The 2,443-nt window shown below is 48.8% G+C and carries 5 protein-coding genes; 2 read left to right on the top strand and 3 right to left on the bottom strand.

Features of this window, described 5'->3' with window-relative positions:
- The 3 genes from NZ772_17325 to NZ772_17315 all read right to left on the bottom strand — a co-directional run.
- The coding region (locus tag NZ772_17325; protein ID MCS6815318.1) for an insulinase family protein at nt 1–717 on the bottom strand (717 nt) is incomplete at its 3' end.
- Nucleotides 714–1,064 (bottom strand): hypothetical protein, encoded by a 351-nt coding sequence (locus NZ772_17320; protein ID MCS6815317.1) that lies wholly within the window; start codon nt 1,062–1,064, stop codon nt 714–716. The genes NZ772_17320 and NZ772_17325, both read right to left, overlap by 4 nt.
- 18 nt (nt 1,065–1,082) lie before the next feature.
- Nucleotides 1,083–1,352, bottom strand: a complete 270-nt coding sequence (locus tag NZ772_17315) for a YciI family protein (GenBank protein MCS6815316.1) — start codon at nt 1,350–1,352, stop codon at nt 1,083–1,085.
- 282 nt (nt 1,353–1,634) lie between these two features.
- On the opposite strand from NZ772_17315, the gene psbV reads away from it, so the two are divergent.
- Together psbV and NZ772_17305 are read left to right on the top strand one after the other, a co-directional pair.
- Nucleotides 1,635–2,126, top strand: coding sequence for a photosystem II cytochrome c-550 (gene psbV / locus NZ772_17310; protein MCS6815315.1), 492 nt, complete (start codon nt 1,635–1,637; stop codon nt 2,124–2,126).
- A gap of 67 nt (nt 2,127–2,193) precedes the next feature.
- Nucleotides 2,194–2,443: photosystem II cytochrome PsbV2 (locus NZ772_17305; protein MCS6815314.1), on the top strand; the 250-nt coding region annotated here is incomplete at its 3' end.

The raw sequence follows: 2,443 nt of genomic DNA, 5'->3' as shown, positions 1-2,443 counted from the left end.
GCCAACAATACCAAGTAAGACACGATCGGGGCGAAAGTACTGGCGATGAAAAGCAACAATGTCATCACGGGTAATTCGCCTTAGATCTGCATATTCTATCGTGCGGGCATAGGGGCTTGCGCTGCCGTAGATGAGCTTGTAGAACTCCCGACTAGCAATCTCGTCAGGGTCGTCGTTGCGACGGGCAATGCTTCCTTTGTATTGGTTCTTTAACAGATTTAGCCTATCCGGTGCAAATGCTGGCTGTTGCATTACTTCAGCAAACAGTTGTAAAACATCCGCCAAATCAGCACTGAGACACCTAAAGCGAATATTCCCGACTGTGGTTCCAATTCCAGATTCAATGCTTGCGGCCCGATCTTCTAGCAACTGGTTCAGCTCATCTACTTTATGCAGCATCGTGCCACCACTACGGATTAGGTTACCTGTAAGGCTAGCAAGCCCAACTTTATCAGCAGGCTCTAGCCGATCGCCCGTGCGCACTAGGGCCACACCCTGCACAAGGGGCAGTTCATGATCTTCAACCAGATACACCACCAGCCCATTGGGCAATTGATAGCGTATGTAGTTGGGGATCTGAATTTCTGGCAAGGGAGAAAACTTCAGCTCTGTATAGTGCAGAGGTTGCGCAGCCCAAGCGGGTAGACTATTGTTACCAATAGCTATAGCTAGAGACGCTAAGATACCCAACAACCGGATTGCCCAGCGCTTCATCATCGCAAAATTGACTTCACTACATTGTCTCGGACTCGTTCTGACTCTACACGATCGCGCCCAGTCACAGCCACCATCCAGCGCGTAGAGATACTGTCTCCCTGCAAGCAAGCGATAATCACCGTCACGGTCGAAGTTTCACCACCTACTAAGTTACCTTGCCCCGTAACATCGCGCAGGCCAACCCGTCGGAGCACATCAGCCATATAGGCCAGGCACTGGTTAATATCTGGTGTGTTGAGGTTACCTGTTGTGACCGCTAATGGTGGGCCTGCTACCGTGGGGGCTGTCCATCCCAGTCCTAGACCTATCAGCGCAGATGTAGTTGCAATTCTAAAGATTGATTTCATTCCCTATGTTCCACAGTGTTAGAGTGCCTGGATCCATTCTTTAACGTCATAACTAGTCCAGATACCATGTTGCCAATAGGGATCTGATTCCACTAGTTGTCTGACGACAGTTTCATTTTCCGCATCATAAATACCAAAGACCTGCGTTAAGTCTTTAGTGGGGCCGATCGTCACCAAAACCCCCTGTGCCTTTTGAGTAGCTAATCCATCCAAATGAGCCTGCCGATAGGGGGCACGTTTTTCAACCACATCTTCACAATAGGTTCCCCACATCACATACTTAGGCATAGTTATTACTACAGTCACAACGGTTTACTTATAGTCATCAATAGTCATCATAAGAGCTAGTGGCCTGTCTGCCCAATAATGGAGATGGTCGAGACTTAAATCTTGCGGGAAGGCAACATTCCCTAGTTACTAGCCCATTAGGCTTGCCATGGGGCTGCTCGAAACCCTTCTAACTTGCTATGACACAAAGCATCTAGAACAACGCAACGTGTTAGCATCACTTAACGGGCAAAAGCGTCCCCTCCAGTGGCATGATAATTACTGGGAGATCTATGGAGACCTATGATTAAACGATTTATTCTGCTGGCCGTAGCCGCGTTATTGTTTATTTTTCAAATGGCTGTAGGAGATGCGTTTGCGTTGGAGCTGGACGAGGCTACACGCACGGTTAAATTGAATGATAGCGGCGAGACGATCGTCCTCAGCCTTAAGCAAGTCAAAGAAGGAAAGCGTTTATTTAACTACGCCTGCGGCCAGTGCCACATTGGCGGTAATACCAAAACTGATCCTAACGTAGACTTGAGTCCTCAAGCCTTGGCCCTAGCGACACCACGTCGTGACAGCATCGAAGGATTGGTTGACTACATGAAAAACCCCACTACCTATGATGGACTGGAGAGCATCGCCGAACTCCATCCCAGTACTCAGAGCACTGATATCTTTCCTAAGATGCGCAACCTAACTGAGGAAGACTTGGTGGCGATCGCAGGTCACATTCTCTTCCAGCCTAAGGTTGTTGGCGCAAAGTGGGCCGGTGGCAAAATCTATTACTAAGCAAGTAGTGACCAAATTTAGAGCTAAAGCTGGGTTTAGAACTAAAGCTAGGGGTTGGCTGCTGATCATGCTGGCCAGCTTGTTGGTTGCCCTGTCTAGCAGTCAGCCAGCCCTAGCGGCAGGTATTGATCCCTACGTTACTAGGTATTTAAGAGTTTCAGAGCCAGTACCGATTCAAGTTGATGGCCAAGGAACAACGCGCTTGTTCTCGGCTATGGAACTGTCTGCTGGTAAACGACTGTTTGAAGATAATTGCAAAACCTGCCATGTCGGTGGAGCAACCCTTCCTAACCCGTCAGTGTCCCTTTCACTGGCTG

It is taken from the genome of Cyanobacteriota bacterium (assembly GCA_025054735.1).
In the GTDB taxonomy this organism is placed as follows: domain Bacteria; phylum Cyanobacteriota; class Cyanobacteriia; order SKYG9; family SKYG9; genus SKYG9.
This window is presented reverse-complemented; position numbering and strand designations above follow the sequence as displayed.

Bases quoted from the DNA above. Each gene is read 5' to 3' on its own strand.
- NZ772_17320 (MCS6815317.1), bottom strand. From the start codon at position 1,064: ATGAAATCAATCTTTAGAATTGCAACTACATCTGCGCTGATAGGTCTA.
- NZ772_17315 (MCS6815316.1), bottom strand. From the start codon at position 1,352: ATGCCTAAGTATGTGATGTGGGGAACCTATTGTGAAGATGTGGTTGAA.
- psbV (MCS6815315.1), top strand. From the start codon at position 1,635: ATGATTAAACGATTTATTCTGCTGGCCGTAGCCGCGTTATTGTTTATT.